General features: G+C 43.5%; 12 protein-coding genes. 8 read left to right on the forward strand and 4 right to left on the reverse strand.

The genetic code is table 11. The annotated features are described in order from the left end of the window. Positions 1 to 111: 111 nt before the first annotated feature. Together H6F42_RS08065 and H6F42_RS08070 are read right to left on the reverse strand one after the other, a co-directional pair. The gene (locus tag H6F42_RS08065; protein ID WP_190398844.1) at positions 112 to 396 is read right to left on the reverse strand and encodes a type II toxin-antitoxin system VapC family toxin; all 285 of its coding nucleotides are present in this window, start codon (positions 394 to 396) and stop codon (positions 112 to 114) included. Between the two features lie 5 nt (positions 397 to 401). Continuing rightward, complete coding sequence (locus H6F42_RS08070) at positions 402 to 677, reverse strand: DUF2281 domain-containing protein (RefSeq protein ID WP_190398845.1); 276 nt, start codon at positions 675 to 677, stop codon at positions 402 to 404. A 155-nt stretch (positions 678 to 832) separates the two neighbouring features. Here H6F42_RS08070 and H6F42_RS08075 point away from each other — a divergent pair, with 155 nt between their 5' ends. After that, positions 833 to 3,064, forward strand: coding sequence for an NADP-dependent isocitrate dehydrogenase (locus H6F42_RS08075; RefSeq protein ID WP_190398846.1), 2,232 nt, complete (start codon positions 833 to 835; stop codon positions 3,062 to 3,064). 84 nt (positions 3,065 to 3,148) lie between these two features. Here the strand turns inward: H6F42_RS08075 and gcvT are convergent, their stop codons facing one another. Then, the gene (gene gcvT / locus H6F42_RS08080) at positions 3,149 to 4,237 is read right to left on the reverse strand and encodes a glycine cleavage system aminomethyltransferase GcvT (RefSeq protein WP_190398847.1); all 1,089 of its coding nucleotides are present in this window, start codon (positions 4,235 to 4,237) and stop codon (positions 3,149 to 3,151) included. Positions 4,238 to 4,452: 215 nt separating this feature from the next. On the opposite strand from gcvT, the gene H6F42_RS08085 reads away from it, so the two are divergent. The 5 genes from H6F42_RS08085 (at position 4,453) to H6F42_RS08105 (ending at position 10,120) form a co-directional block, all read left to right on the forward strand. Further along, positions 4,453 to 5,289 carry a hypothetical protein gene (locus H6F42_RS08085; RefSeq protein WP_190398848.1) on the forward strand — a complete coding sequence of 279 codons (837 nt, stop codon included), beginning with the start codon at positions 4,453 to 4,455 and terminating at the stop codon, positions 5,287 to 5,289. Between the two features lie 332 nt (positions 5,290 to 5,621). Then, the gene (locus H6F42_RS08090) at positions 5,622 to 6,482 is read left to right on the forward strand and encodes a DUF3598 family protein (RefSeq protein ID WP_190398849.1); all 861 of its coding nucleotides are present in this window, start codon (positions 5,622 to 5,624) and stop codon (positions 6,480 to 6,482) included. Between the two features lie 36 nt (positions 6,483 to 6,518). Then, positions 6,519 to 7,403, forward strand: a complete 885-nt coding sequence (locus H6F42_RS08095; RefSeq protein WP_190398850.1) for a DUF4436 family protein — start codon at positions 6,519 to 6,521, stop codon at positions 7,401 to 7,403. A 170-nt stretch (positions 7,404 to 7,573) separates the two neighbouring features. Further along, entirely contained in the window at positions 7,574 to 9,076 is a 1,503-nt protein-coding gene (locus H6F42_RS08100) for a bifunctional aminoglycoside phosphotransferase/ATP-binding protein (RefSeq protein ID WP_190398851.1), read from the forward strand. A 126-nt stretch (positions 9,077 to 9,202) separates the two neighbouring features. Further along, positions 9,203 to 10,120, forward strand: a complete 918-nt coding sequence (locus tag H6F42_RS08105; RefSeq protein ID WP_199288956.1) for a sugar ABC transporter permease — start codon at positions 9,203 to 9,205, stop codon at positions 10,118 to 10,120. Between the two features lie 149 nt (positions 10,121 to 10,269). Here the strand turns inward: H6F42_RS08105 and dnaG are convergent, their stop codons facing one another. Continuing rightward, positions 10,270 to 12,225, reverse strand: a complete 1,956-nt coding sequence (gene dnaG / locus H6F42_RS08110) for a DNA primase (RefSeq protein WP_190398852.1) — start codon at positions 12,223 to 12,225, stop codon at positions 10,270 to 10,272. A gap of 242 nt (positions 12,226 to 12,467) precedes the next feature. Between dnaG and H6F42_RS08115 the strand changes: the two genes are divergently transcribed. Then, positions 12,468 to 13,661: a class I SAM-dependent rRNA methyltransferase gene (locus tag H6F42_RS08115; RefSeq protein ID WP_190398853.1), complete on the forward strand. Its 1,194-nt coding sequence runs from the start codon at positions 12,468 to 12,470 to the stop codon at positions 13,659 to 13,661. A 125-nt stretch (positions 13,662 to 13,786) separates the two neighbouring features. Next, positions 13,787 to 15,106: a 3-isopropylmalate dehydratase large subunit gene (locus H6F42_RS08120; RefSeq protein ID WP_190398854.1), complete on the forward strand. Its 1,320-nt coding sequence runs from the start codon at positions 13,787 to 13,789 to the stop codon at positions 15,104 to 15,106. The last annotated feature ends 56 nt before the right edge of the window (positions 15,107 to 15,162 follow it).

Below are 15,162 nucleotides of genomic sequence, written 5' to 3' on the forward strand. Positions count from 1 at the left end.
GTGGACAATGCCGATTCGGGATTGGAAACCTGCTCTTAATCGATTTGCCATCCTCTTTGAGGATCGTCTCCATCTCTAGCTTCTAGACTTTACACATTTTTCTTGACAGTCTCAGGGATCTTTATGTTCTTTCATAATCGGTAAACCAATATAGGCAAGGCTATCATCAAATTCAATCGACAACTCTTGAATATTCAGAGCATTCATATTCTCTTTGATTTCTTCAAAAGATGTCAGGATATTTAATTTGCCAATATTTATTTTGATTGCTATTTCCCAAATAGAGATAGGACTAACAAATACAAGCTCAGTTTCTTCAATTTTTCGCCTTACACTTACAGGCAACCGCGAATCATTATTGAGAAACCAAAGTAGAGTATGTGTATCTAAGAGCATAGGACTTAATACATATACTCTTGCATTTCTGCCAACGGCTCATCAAAATCATCTGACATTACAATTAGCCCTGCCATCGTTCCTGCTTGCCTATACTTTTTCTTGGGTATGTCATTATTGACGATAGATGATTTTTCAGTTCCCTTATTCAATAAATATTCGGCATAATGCAGAACCTCGATCTTGAGAGCATCTGGCATTTTCGCAAAAATTTTCAGCACCTCATCATCTAAGGAAATATTGGTGCTAAATTCTTGATCCTTGGTAATAGTTTGTTGCATTGGCTTTCACTCTGGGGCGATCGCAGATAGAAATATTGACAATTATATAACTTAATATACTCGCTATTTTCTGGATAAAACCGATACGAATCGGGTTAACTAAGCCATGTATCATCTAAGCTGTAATAGATCCGCAAGAAATCCGCCCCATTGACATGAGCAATCAAACCTCAAAAATTACCTATACCTTTACCGATGAAGCTCCAGCCCTAGCCACCTACTCCCTACTGCCCATAGTCCAAGCATTTACGAGAGCCGCCGACATCGAGGTTGAACTCAAAGATATTTCTCTGGCTGGGCGGATTATTGCGAATTTTCCTGAATATTTAACCGAATCGCAGCATCAACCTGATGCCCTTGATGAACTGGGATCTTTGGCAAAAACTCCTGATGCTTATATCATCAAGCTCCCGAATATTAGCGCTTCTCTACCACAGTTAACGGTGGCGATCGCTGAGTTACAGGCAAAGGGTTACAACATCCCTAACTATCCTGCCGAGCCTCAAACTGAAGAAGAGAAGGCGATCAAGGCGAAATATTCTAAGGTGTTGGGCAGTGCGGTTAATCCTGTGTTGCGCGAAGGTAATAGCGATCGCCGTGTCGCCGCCGCCGTTAAGGAATTTGCCCAAAAGCATCCTCATTCCGTTGGCGCATGGACAAAGGATTCTAAAACCCATGTGGCGCACATGAGTGAGGGTGATTTCTACGGTAGTGAGCGATCGGTGGTAATTTCCAAGGCGGGTGCAGTCAAGATTGAATTAATTACAGCCGATGGTTCCACTCAAGTTCTCAAGGAAAAAACGACTGTACTGGAAGGTGAAGTAATTGATACTTCGGTGATGAGTGTCAAGGCTTTGCGGGAGTTTTACGCTCAGGAAATTGCTAAGGCAAAGTCAGAGGATATTTTGCTGTCGCTCCATGTCAAGGCAACAATGATGAAGATCTCTGATCCGATTCTCTTTGGTCATGCGGTGACGGTCTATTATCAGGATGTATTTGAGAAGTATGCGGATATCTTTGCAAAATTGGGAATTAATCCTAATAATGGTTTGGGGGATGTTTATGCCAAGATTCAATCTTTACCTGATGAGCAGAAGGAAGCGATCGCCACAGATTTGGAAGCAGTTTATGAAAAGCAGCCGCGTCTGGCGATGGTCAATTCTGATAAAGGGATTACGAATCTGCACGTTCCTAGCGATGTGATTATTGACGCATCAATGGCGGCGACAATCCGTACCTCTGGCAAGATGTGGGGTGCGGATGGAAAGGCTTACGACACTAAGGCGATGATTCCCGATCGCTCTTATGCCACGATTTATCAAGCCTGTATCGAATTCTGTCAGGAGAATGGAGCCTTTGATGTCACCACGATGGGCAATGTCGCCAATGTGGGCTTGATGGCTCAGAAAGCTGAGGAATATGGCTCCCATGATAAGACTTTTGAGATTCCTGCGGATGGAATCGTGCGGGTTAGTGATGAATCGGGGGCTGTTCTGATTGAGCATAATGTCGCTAAAGGTGATATCTGGCGGATGTGTCAGACTAAGGATTTACCGATTCAAGATTGGGTCAAACTTGCCGTCAGTCGTGCTAAAGCGACGGGGAATCCGACGATTTTTTGGCTAGATGAACATCGCGCCCATGATGCGAATTTGATTGCTAAGGTCAAGACCTATTTGCAAGACCATGACACCGCAGGGCTAGATATTCAAATCATGTCACCTGTGGCGGCGATGAAATTTACCTGCGAACAAATTAAAGTGGGTAAAAATGTGATTTCCGTGACGGGCAACGTCTTACGGGATTATCTCACGGATTTATTCCCAATTCTTGAACTCGGTACTAGTGCCAAAATGCTCTCGATTGTGCCATTGCTCGCTGGTGGTGGACTGTTTGAAACGGGTGCGGGTGGCTCCGCTCCCAAGCACGTTCAGCAGTTTTTGGAAGAAGGTCATTTACGTTGGGACTCCCTCGGAGAATTCTTAGCGATCGCCGTTACCCTCGAAGACCTCGGACGCAAAACCAATAACGAGAACGCAAAGATCTTGGCGATCGCTTTAGATCAAGCTAACAGTCTCTATCTCAATAACGATAAATCGCCTTCTCGCAAGAGTGGCGGTATTGATAATCGTGGTAGTCATTTCTATATCGCGCTTTATTGGGCGCAGGCTCTAGCGGAACAGAATCAGAATTTGGAACTGAAGTCAAAATTTGCAGATTTAGCACAGATTTTGAAAGAGAAAGAAAGTCAAATTCTTTTAGAATTAAGCGCCGCTCAAGGTCAATCGGTTGATATTGGCGGCTACTATTTCGCTGATTGTGAGAAAGCGAATCTAGCGATGCGTCCTAGCCAAACTCTCAATGAGGCGATTAGTTCACTCCATTAATACGAATAGACACTTGCAGTAGGACAAATCCCCTCCTAGAAGAAGAGTTGCGGCGCTTCGCGCCGCAACTCTTCTTCTAGTTTACTAGAGAAAGTTTCTCTTGACTACTTTGGCGGGAAATTCTTTGTCGCGGATTTGGACTTGGACAACTTGACCATTCTTAGCGAGGTGAGGAGGGACATAACCAAAGGCGATCGCTTTTCCTAATGTCGGAGACATCGTGCCACTGGTGACAATACCGACGGTTTCACCTTCATAGCGAATTGGGTAATCATGACGAGCTATGTTGCGACCTTCCAATTCTAAGCCGACTAGTTTGCGGAAGACTCCATTTTGTTTTTGGTCTTCGAGAACAGCCCGTCCGTAGAAATCGCCTTTCTCTTTGAGATGGATAATCCACGTAATATCAGCTTCCCAAGGTGTGGTGGTGTCGTTCATATCCTGACCATAGAGATGCATTCCTGCCTCTAGACGCAGAGTATCGCGACAGCCTAAGCCGCAAGGTGTAACTCCAAGGTCGAGCAGTTTTTTCCATAGCGCTTTACCCGTTTCGATATCGGTCATGATTTCACAGCCATCTTCGCCTGTATAGCCTGTGCGTGCCACGAAACTGCGGACACCTAGTACTTCTGTATAAGTATGCCCAAAACGGAGTCTGGGTAATTTCATCAAGTCAGCACCAATTATTTCCTGCAAAGTGGCGATCGCGGTTTTCCCCTGTACGGCAATTAGGGTTTGTGAGGCAGAGTTATCGACTAAGCGATCGCCTAGATGTTGTTGTAACCATGCCTTATCTTTTTCGGTGGTGGAGGCATTGACGATGACTGACCAATTTTCGCGATCGCCGTCTGGCTCATGGTGATAGAAAATCACATCGTCGATGATTCCCCCCTGCTCATTCAGCAAAACTGTGTATAGCGCTTGTCCGACTTTGACTCGCCCTAAGTTGGATGGCACGAGTTTGTTTAAGGTTTCGAGTACGCCTTCTCCAGAAATGGTAAATTTACCCATGTGGGACACATCAAACATCCCAACCTGCGATCGCACGGCTTTATGTTCGGCAATGATGCCTTGATACTGCACGGGCATTTCCCACCCACCAAATTCTACTAATCGCGCACCTGAGCTAACGTGAAGGTCGTACAGTGGGGTGCGCTTAAGTGTGTTGCTCATGATTGCCTTTTAAAAAATTGTTACATTTATAATTATGCAATCTGAAGTATATAGCGCTTTTCCAACAAGCGATTTACAGAGGGTTGTTTCCCTGCATTCGGCAGGGAAACAACCCTCTGTAAATCGGATCGCCTTTGTTACTAAATTTGTAACCAAGCAAAATTGCAAAGGTATTTAGCTTACAGTGAGAGCAATAGAAATTTGAGGCTTCTCCTATGCTTACCTCATCAACTCTGCGGAGTTTGTTAGTTTGTTCTTTAATACTTTGCGGTTTGGGTATTGCCACTTACCCTCGCTGGGGTGACCTATTGGCAACTTCCAAACCCTCAAACGACGAACAGATCGGGAATAACCCCACTATAGGAACTAAACCAATTCAGACCACAGTGCCTGTAAGTACCTATCCATCTCAAAATTCGCCCGTATCGATCGCCATTAATCAAAATGGCAACATTCGCCGAGCTGATCCAAGGGGTTATATCAATGTTGGCATTCGAGAAACCTACAAAATTGAAATTAATTCTCCCAATTACACCAGCGCAGTTAGCGTAAAAATTGACGGGGTTTCTATTATCGATGGCTTGATATGCGATCGCTCTGTTACTTTAGAGCGTCCTCAAGCGATCGCTAAGCAATTTATCGTTTTAGAAGAAGGTAATCCCGGATTAGATCGCAATGGTGGAGTTAACAATCCCGATCTCGGTTTAATCGAAGTAACATTTAGACCTATCAAACGCCGAGCCGCGATCGCGCTAAACAAAACAGCTAGAGCGCAAGAAGCACCCGCGTCAGCCCCTATGTCTCCTAAAGATGAAGCATCTAAAGCCAAACCTAGCGAGAGTAGTGGAAATGCGGTCGGTACTGGCTTAAGTGGAAATTCTGCACAAGAGTTTGTGGCTACGAATGAATGGATAGAAGCTCCCGAGATTGCTCCCATTTACACCAAAAAATATCGCTTAATCGGACTTCCTTCTTCCGATCCTGTGACACTTCAGAATATGAATCAAAATAAACCATCTGAGATTACCGATCCCGTACCGCCTCGCAGGTAGTTATACCAAAGTACAAAAGGGCTCCGCCATATTGCACTTTTAAAACCTTTACGGGGTTTGGTTTTTAATTTACAAAAGTGTTGGCACACTTTTGTAAATTATACCTATAGCCAATTTTGTTAGGACACAAAACCCAAGAAACGAGTTGCGGCGCTTCGCGCCGCAACTCGTTTCTTGGGTTTTGGTTTGTCCTAATGCAAGAGACTACAGCTATAAAAAACCAAAAGATGAGTAGCGTCGCTCTACGCCGCTACTCATCTTTTGGTTTTTTATATAATCAGAAAGGTTTGCTTTGCAAATCTTTTTGACTATATAAACTCATTTTAAAAATTATGCGATCGCAATGGGACTGTTTACTGCAAAATCTAGGTTGCTGGCAAGGTTCATTTACCCATTTATCAAAGCAAGGCGAAGTCTTAAATGATATTCCCAGCGAAACAAGTTTGGAACTGAAGGATGATCAATCCACCATGAGGCAAGTGGTACGTCGCTTTTACGACGGGCAACCTCAAGATCTCGTTTTAGAATATCGATCGCTAAATAAAAGTACTGTCTTTTTTGAAAATGGAGCCTTTTCTCAAGGTTCTTTACAATTTTCTCCCTATAGTGATTTTGGTGCAGAGTTAGGCTTGATTCATGGCGATTGCCGTATGCGAATAGTAATTCTCTATAAGCAAAGCCAACTAGATAGCTTGACTTTCATTCGCGAACATTTGCCCAATAGTCCCACGCCTGAACGTCCAGCGCTCACTCTCGAAGCCCTGCTCGGTAAATGGGAAGGGGAAGCGGTGACGATTGCTGCGGATTGGTTAGAACCTGAGTCCACACCTACCACTACAGAATGGAAAAGAGAAGGCGATCGCGTAAATATGTCTTTACAGATGTCCTCGCCTTCTGGAAATCAAAAATTTGATTCTATTGCTCATGTTGACCCCCTAAATTCTCACATCCTACATTTTCAGCAAAGTCCCCAGCAAATTTCTTCGCAAAGTCAGGACTTAGGGATTCAGACAATTTTCTTGCCTGATGGAGCTTCGATTACTTGTCCACAGGCGATCGTTAATCGTCAGCAATTTCGCCTATCTATTTCTTGGCTACTAGAGCCAAACCTGCACCAACGCATGATTCGCAGCTATGACAGCAAAGGTGGTTGGTCAAGCATTAGTCTGGTGACTGAGCGCAAAGTGGGGTAGTCTGATGATGGCTTCATAGGGAATAGCTGATAATTTATGGAAGATACCACTCGCAAGCTTTTAGTCAAACGCATTATTGCCATATTACTGTTTTTGACTCTCTTTATTGGCGCATTTTCTAGCGCTTTATATTTCTATCAAAATGACCGTACTCAGCGATCGGCAAACCAGTCCTTCGGTGAAGATAAAGAACCAAACCGCATGGAGATTGCGGTCACACTTTTAGGAGTCGATCCGATCAAGGGAGAACTTAATCTACGGTTTGCGCCTAGTCCTAAAGGAACCTATGCAAAAGATGAACGCCTTACTAAAGATTTAAAGCTTTTTACTGGAATCGAATCTGGCAAATCTGAAGTTACTTTGGAAAAAAATCGGATTCCCGATGCCGTAACTGGAGCAATCTCCTTAGTGAATGGTAGGGTTAGCGATTATCCCTTTGATACCCATAGCACTGATTTCTATCTCTTTTTCTCTAATCCAAAGGATGAAAAGGAAGATATTCCGATAGAAGTCAATTTCTATGGTGCGATCTCAGGCTATAACATTGATGCCGACTTGATTCCTAAAAATGAATTTGAATCTACGGATAGTTACATCGGCTTGCGGGTCAATGTCTCGCGATCGGTGATCACCAAATCCTTCTCAATTTTCTTGATGATTGCCATGTGGCTAATTGGCTTAATTGTATTTACGATGACGGTGGTTGTAGTTTGGCAACCACGACCCATTGAGTTTGGCATGTTTACCCTGATTGCGGGGATGTTATTTGCTTTACCTGCGGTGCGAAACCTTCAGCCTAGTGTGCCTCCTCTTGGCGGTTTATCCGACTTTCTATCCTTCTTTTGGGCGGAATCTTTAGTTGCGATTTCCTTACCAATTCTCTTCTTCACTTGGCTAACTCGCTACAAAAAGCCAAGCTAGCAGCAAAACTTCAAAAATAAAGGCGGCGCGAAGCGCCGCCTTTATTTTTGAAGTTTTGCGCTCGAAACCAAAGTATAAGTGGTGGTACTTCTCACCACCACTTATACTTTGGTTTATAAGGCTTGCCAAGCAAGCCTTATATTATTTACACAACCATTCGCAATTTATCTATGTCGTTACCGCCAGTTATTGAGCAGATGCTCTCCCCTGATTTTTATGAGCATCCTGTCACCGAGCCAATTCAGCTTTTGCAAACCCATATTTCCTTTGTGCTGCTCACAGGAAGCTATGCGTACAAAGTCAAGAAGCCGATGAATTTTGGCTTCTTGGATTTTTCGACCCTAGAAAAACGCAAATACTTCTGTGAAGAGGAACTCCGCCTCAATCGCCGCCTTGCGCCCGATCTGTATCTTTCGGTTTTGCCAATTATAGAAACCGATGGTAAATATAGCTTTGACAAAACAGGGACGGGAACACCTGTGGAATATGCGATCGCCATGCCCGAATTCTCGCAGGAGGATCTGCTCATTGAAATGTTTGCTTCAGGTCGATTAACCGTCGATCATGTCAAACAAATTGGCGAACAATTGGCGGCTTTTCATCAACAGGCGTTGACCAACGAGCATATCAATACTTTTGGCACAGCCGAAGCAGTACGAGCCGTCGCCAATGATAACTATGCTTCTACAGAAAAGTATATTGGGCTGGCTCAAACCGCAGACTATTTAGAGCAAACTCGCGCCTATACCGAGAAATTCTTTGCCGAAAATGCTGATTTATTTAGCGATCGCATTGCCAAGGGTAAAGTACGTGAATGTCATGGGGATGTCCATTTAAAAAATATTTGTCTCTATCAAGATAAAATCCAGATTTTTGATTGCATTGAGTTTAATGAGCCGTTCCGCAATAGTGATGTGCTGTACGATGCAGCTTTTCTATTAATGGATTTGCAATTTCGCGGTCGAAAAGATCTCGCCAATATCTTCTTGAATACTTATTTAGAACGTACTGGCGATTACGAAGGAGCGGTGCTGCTGCCTCTCCATTGCAGTATGCGAGCCTATGTCCGCGCCAAGGTCACATCATTCCTTCTCGATGATCCGAATATCCCTGCGGATGTGAAAGCGAATGCTCAAACGGAAGCGGCGGCGTATTACAAACTTGCGTGGGAATATACCCAACCTAAACAGGGCAAGATGATCATCATGTCGGGGGTATCTGGCTCTGGTAAAAGCACTAGGGCAAGAAAAATCGCTTCTGAACAGGATGCCATTTATTTGCGATCGGATGCCCTTCGTAAGCAAATTGCAGGAATTGGCTTAATGGAACGGGGTGGTGATGAAATCTATACCCCAGAGATGACCGCAAAAACCTACACCAAGTTAGCTGAGTTAGGTTCTCTATTAGCTAGCAAAGGTTTCACCGTCATTCTTGATGCGAAATACGATCGCGTCAGTTTACGCAGTCAAGCGATCGCCGCCGCCCAAGCCCAAAATATCCCTGTGGAGATCGTTTACTGCACTGCCCCTGTGGAAGTCTTGCAGCAACGTTTACGCGATCGCGCCGCTGCGAACAATGATATTGCTGATGCCACGATTGAGCTATTAGCCAGTCAGCAAGCCGCCTTTGAGGACTTCACGGCTGAAGAATTAACCTTGGTGAAGAAAAGCTAGTTACACAAGATAAATACAGCGCCAAGCGCTGACTTAAACCCGAAAAATATTTTTGAAAGCGTTGCAAATCACCACTTTCAAAAATATTTTTGTACGGTAAGCCTAAAACTTCAACTGTAATGAAAAATGAAATTAGCTACAAAAGTTAAAAAACAAGTAATTAGAAAGCAAGAAATAGGTAAAAAATTTTCCTTTACTCCTTATTTATTTCTTTTACCAGCGATCGCGTTTTTAGGATTAACTTCATTTTTGCCAGTTTTACAGGCTATTTATTTAAGCTTTACTAATTATGATTTTGTCGGTAGTCCAACTTTTAATGGATGGCAAAATTATATTAATCTTTGGCGCGATCGCACGTTTTGGAAAGTTCTTGGGAATACCTTAGTTTATTTAGTATTTGCTGTTCCGAGTTTAGTAGTTTTACCCCTAGTATTAGCCATATTAGTTAATCAAAAGTTACGCAGTATCAAGTTTTTTCGAGCCATTTACTATTTCCCTGTGATTGTCTCGGTGGTTGTAGCAGGGATTGCGTGGAAATGGGTATACGCTGAGAATGGCATCTTAAATTATTTTTTATCAATTATTTCTTTTCAATCCGTCAAAATCCCTTGGTTAACTGATCCGCGCACCGCAATCTTTGCAATTATTGCTGTGGTTATATGGCGTGGGATTGGTTACTATATGGTGATTTATTTGGCAGGTTTACAAGCTATTCCTGCGGATTTATATGAAGCTGCTGCTATTGATGGATCGGATGGTTGGCAAAAGCATTTTGATATTACGATTCCTTTGATGCGTCCTTACATTATTTTAGTAGCTGTGATTTCTTCGATATCGGCAATGAAGGTATTTGAAGAGGTGTATATTATGTCGCAGGGTGGGCCCGCCAATAGCACTAAAACTGTAGTTTATTATTTATATGATAAAGGTTTTACAAGTTTAGAAATGGGCTATGCCTCTGCAATTGGAGTGTTTTTATTTTTAATAATATTTATTATCTCGATTATCACGTTTAAGTTTATTAATCCTGCTCAAAGAGTATAGCTATTGCTATTTTTATTAAGACACAAAACCAGAATATGAGTTGCGGCACGATGCGCCGCAACTCATATTCTGGTTTTGATTTTTCCTCAGGCAAGTGACCACAGCTAAAAGAAAAGAAGCACTAAGTGCTTCTTTTCTTAGAATAAAGTTTAAAACTCAATTACATTTGTAGTTGCGTGACTAGTTCCTGATAAATCAATATAATTTACTTCAATGAGTTTTTGAATCTCTCTTTTACGTTGTTTTTCTTCACGGATTTTATCTTGGCAATGATGTCCAAATTCGGGATCAGCAATTACATCTTTACTCTTAAATAGCTCTAGCCAATACTTTTCGCGCTTCTCACACATGACATATTGGATTTTAGCGATCGCTGTCCTAACAACCATCTGGGGACGAAGCAGACCAATTCGCGAATTTTCGTCTAACCAAAGTAAATGCTGAAGTTGTTGAGAAACATCCGCTTGTTCAGTGCAGAGAATTTGTAATTGTTGGATGAGATGCTCTGGATAAAGTTCTTCGGTATTTAGCGAAGTTTTATTTTCTTGGATAAGGTTAGTGATAGTTTGCCAAAGAAAGCGATGATTAGAGAGGCTAAACTCAATTTCATTCTCTTCTATCTCTGCATATACATAGGCTCGGTGCTGCGGGAAATGTAGATATATTTGCAGAAGTTGCATCTCAGCACTATGTAGAGCATTCGCGGAAGTAGTTAAGGATGGTGCTGGTTTGGTGCTATTCCATCTGGTATTGCGGAGTTGGCGACGCAGATCTTGCTCTAGACGCAGTGCCAAATAGGAATTTCCTTGAGATAGGCGTTGTGCCGAAGTATGGATGTAATGGGTGCGAAAGAAGGAATCGACGGGTAAGTTATTTAATAACTGGGCGATCGCTTGGCTACTCTTTTGGAAGTGGTCGGCTTGATTAAGATCTTGTCCTGCCAAAATTTGATCAATTTGCCAATCTAGAAATAATGGGGCATTTTTTAATAAATCCCGATAGCCTTCAGCACTGTATTGTTTTAAATACTCGTCAGCATCCTTGCCATTGGGCATCGTCAAGACCCGCAATTGTACCGTTCCATTAAAAACTAATTCCTTAAAACCACCGATCGCTTTTTCGGCGGCTGTAATTCCTGCTTTATCAGCATCGAAATTGAGAATGACATTTTTTGATTCGGTGTAGCGTAATAACTGCTTCATTTGATCGGCATTGAGAGCTACCCCCATCGTCGCGATCGCCTGTTCGATCCCCGCTTGATGCAAGGCGATCGCATCGAAGTAACCTTCTACAACAATAGCTTGATCGGATTTAGCGATCGCATCCCTCGCCTTATCCATGGCAAATAGAACTGTACCCTTGCTAAAGAGTTCCGTTTCAGGGGAATTTAAATATTTAGGTTCCTCATTGCCCAAAGAGCGCCCACCAAAAGCAATTACACGACCGCGAGTATCATGAATCGGAATCATCAAGCGATCGCGAAAGCGATCGTAAAATCCATTACCTGTTTTACGCGGAACGACCAAGCCCGCTTCTTCTACTAGCTTTAAAGGAATCTGCTTTTGCTGCACCAGATAACCCATCAAAGTTTCCCAACCCGCAGGCGAATAACCGAGCTGGAATTTCTGAATGGTTTCCTTGCTCATTTTCCGCTTTTCAATTAGATAGGCGAGAGCCTCGCGTCCCTGTGGGGCAGATAGAGCGTGTTGATAAAAGCTAGTTGTTAAAGCCATCACCTCATATAGGCGATCGCGATGGGAGATTTGGCGCTGAATCTCCTTCGCCTTCTCTGGCTCAACGGTTTGAATGGGAACGTTATAACGCTTTGCTAAATCTAAAACTACATCAGTAAACGATCGCTTATCGATCTCCATCAAAAATTTAACTGCACCCCCAGCCGCCCCACAGTTAAAGCAGTGATACATTTGCCGCGATGGATTCACCGTCAGCGCTGTGGCATTTGTCCCGTTATGAAAAGGACAAGCTCCGCGAAAATTTGCCCCACTTTTGCGTAGCACAACCCGTTCAGACACGATATCTACGATGTCTGCCCTTTGACTCACTTGGTCAATGGTATCTTTGTGAATTTGGAACTGTGCAGACATAGAAGCGATCGCCTATCTATAAACCGCAGTATGCTTATAGCATTCTATAACGATCCCCATCATAAATCAGCCAACAATTCCAACCTTTAAGAACTTTTGCCAAGAGATATTTGTTAAAAGAGATAAAATATTGAGACAAAATGAAGCTTCGAGTGTTCTATTTCCTTTAGAGGTAAAAAGTGATGGTTCGCCTTTAACTCGTGTATCATTAGTCCCCCACATTTTAATTTTAACTATAATCAATGGCTAAGCTGCGCGAAATTACTGTTTCTAATCAACTTAAAGAACGTTTGGCTCAAGGACATCCTTGGATCTATCGCGATCGCTTACAAAAAGAAGCACGTTTTGAGACGGGGGAATGGGTGCGGGTAAAGTGTGGCGGCTGGACAGGATTTGGACTGTGGGATAACAAAGGACCGATCGCGATCCGTATCTTTTCACAGCGACAGTTACCTGATCCGCGTTGGTTGAAAGCGCGAGTACAGTCTGCATGGGAACTGCGATCGCCTTTACGCGAACAAAACTGCACTGCCTATCGATGGCTTTTTGGTGAAGGTGATGGTTTAGCAGGAATTACTGTTGATCTGTATGGGGAATATGCGGTAGTGCAAACCTATATGGAGGGGGCAAGCGTTATTCTTGATTGGTTAGTAAATGCTTTGTTAGCCGTAGCTCCTTTACAGGGGATTTTATGGCGGACAAAACATTTAGAGAATTCTGAAAGTGAAAATCCGCAAGAAAGCAAAACCCAATTGCTATGGGGTAAAGAGCCGAAGGGAGATATTACGGTAAAAGAACATGGGCTAATATTTCAGGTCAATTTACAAACTGGGCAAAAAACTGGCTTATTTCTAGACCATCGCGAAAACCGTCGCTTTGTTGGGGAAATTAGCCAAGATAAAACGGTGCTGAATTGTTTTTCCTACACGGGCGCATTTTCGCTCTATGCACTGCGTGGCGGCGCGAGTCACGTTACTAATGTGGATATTGGCAAACATTTAGCGGCTGTCGCCGATACCAATGTGCGGTTAAATAATTTTGACAGTGATCGCCATACTTTTGTAACAGCCGATTGCTTTGATCTGCTACATCGCTACGCACAGGAGCAACAAACCTTTGATATAGTGATCCTCGATCCGCCCACTTTTGCGAAGAGCAAGCAAAATCGCTTTGCGGCAATTCGGGCTTATACCAAACTCAATGCGATCGCCCTCAAATGTGTCGCGCCCAATGGTCTGTTAGTTTCAGCAAGTTGCACTAGCCAAGTTAGCCCCGAAGCCTTTAAAGAAATGCTTGCCACTGCTGCGGAATCCAGCGATCGGCGTATTCAAATTATCCACGAAGCAGGACAGCCTCTCGATCATCCTGTTCCTGCGGCTTTTGCTGAAGGTCGTTATTTAAAGTTTGTAGTTGGTAAAGTTAATCAGGTTTTTTAATATAGCCATTCAAGTCTAGATAAAGGAGTTGCGGCGCTTCGCGCCGCAACTCCTTTATCTAGACTATAATTTACAGTTACAATTAATACAGTAGGACTCAACATCTACATAAGGACATCACAACTATGGGAATGACACTCACCGAAAAGATTTTGGCAAAAGCATCGGGGAAAAGCCACGTTAGCCCCGGTGAAAATATTTGGGTGAATGCTGACCTGCTGATGACCCACGATGTTTGCGGACCTGGGACAATCGGCATCTTTAAGAAAGAATTTGGCGACGATGCGAAGGTTTGGGATAGAGAAAAATTAGTTTTGATCCCCGATCACTATATTTTTACCAAAGATGCTAGAGCTAATCGCAATGTCGATATTTTGCGTGACTTTGCCAAAGAGCAAGATATTAAATATTTTTACGATATTACTGATCTTTCGGACTTTAAGGCAAATCCTGATTACAAAGGTGTTTGCCATGTGGCTCTCGCTCAAGAAGGGCATACTCGTCCGGGAGAAGTTCTCTTTGGCACAGATTCCCATACTTGCAATGCGGGAGCCTTTGGTCAGTTTGCGACAGGCATTGGTAACACGGATGCGGCTTTTGTGATGGGGACTGGTAAGTTATTACTCAAAGTTCCAGCTTCGATGAAGTTTGTTTTTGATGGCGAGATGCCGCCTTACTTGTTAGCCAAGGATTTGATCTTGCAGGTAATTGGCGATATTAGCGTCAGTGGCGCGAACTATCGCGCAATGCAGATTGAGGGTGAAGCGATCGCCAAAATGACGATGGAAGAGCGCATGACCCTCTGCAATATGGCGATCGAGGCGGGTGGTAAAAATGGCGTGATTGCCCCTGACCAAACCACCTTTGACTATGTGCGATCGCGCACTGATAAGCCCTTTGAGTCTCTTTATGCGGATGCGGATGCCGAATATTACTACGTCAAACATTACGATGTATCCAAGCTTGAGCCTGTAGTTGCCAAACCTCACTCTCCCGACAATCGCGCCCTTGTTAGAGAAGTAAGCGATGTCAAGATTGATCGGGTTTATATCGGCTCCTGCACTGGGGGCAAAACTGAGGACTTCTACCATGCGGCTCAAATCCTCAAGGGGCAACAAGTTAAGGTTCCGACCTACCTTGTACCTGCAACTCAAAAGGTTTACAACGATCTTTTCAGTTCCAAAATTGATGGATTAACTCTTTCGGAGATTTTCCTCCAAGCTGGTTGCATTGAGCCTGCTTCGCCTTCTTGTGCCGCTTGCTTGGGCGGTCCCCAAGATACCTTTGGGCGTGTCAACGAAGCCGAAGTTTGCGTTTCTACAACCAATCGCAACTTCCCGGGGCGCATGGGCAATAAGCAAGCCCAAATTTATCTTGCATCTCCCTACACGGCGGCGGCTTCCGCATTGACTGGGCATATCACCGATCCCCGTGATTTTATTTAAGTAACTCCTCTCTACGCAGTGAATAATTAGGGGTGTGTGGCAAAGCCACACACCCC

The organism is Pseudanabaena sp. FACHB-1998 (assembly GCF_014696355.1).
Classification (GTDB): domain Bacteria; phylum Cyanobacteriota; class Cyanobacteriia; order Pseudanabaenales; family Pseudanabaenaceae; genus Pseudanabaena.